Below are 244 nucleotides of genomic sequence, written 5' to 3' on the forward strand. Positions count from 1 at the left end.
ACGTATTCACCGTGGCATGCTGATCCACGATTACTAGCGATTCCGCCTTCATGCACTCGAGTTGCAGAGTGCAATCTGAACTCAGACGGTTTTTGGGGATTTGCTCAACCTCGCGGTTTCGCGTCCCACTGTCACCGCCATTGTAGCACGTGTGTAGCCCATCCCGTAAGGGCCATGAGGACTTGACGTCATCCCCACCTTCCTCGCGGCTGATCCCCGGCAGTCTCCCGAGAGTGCCCTACTG

At 57.0% G+C, this 244-nt stretch carries 1 rRNA gene; it reads right to left on the reverse strand.

The features are described 5' to 3' along the window. Positions 1-244: ribosomal RNA gene (locus tag CVH10_RS23430) — 16S ribosomal RNA — on the reverse strand; the annotation flags it as partial.

The sequence above is a fragment of the Halomonas sp. ND22Bw genome (assembly GCF_003011945.1).
Taxonomy (GTDB): Bacteria; Pseudomonadota; Gammaproteobacteria; order Pseudomonadales; family Halomonadaceae; genus Halomonas; species Halomonas halophila.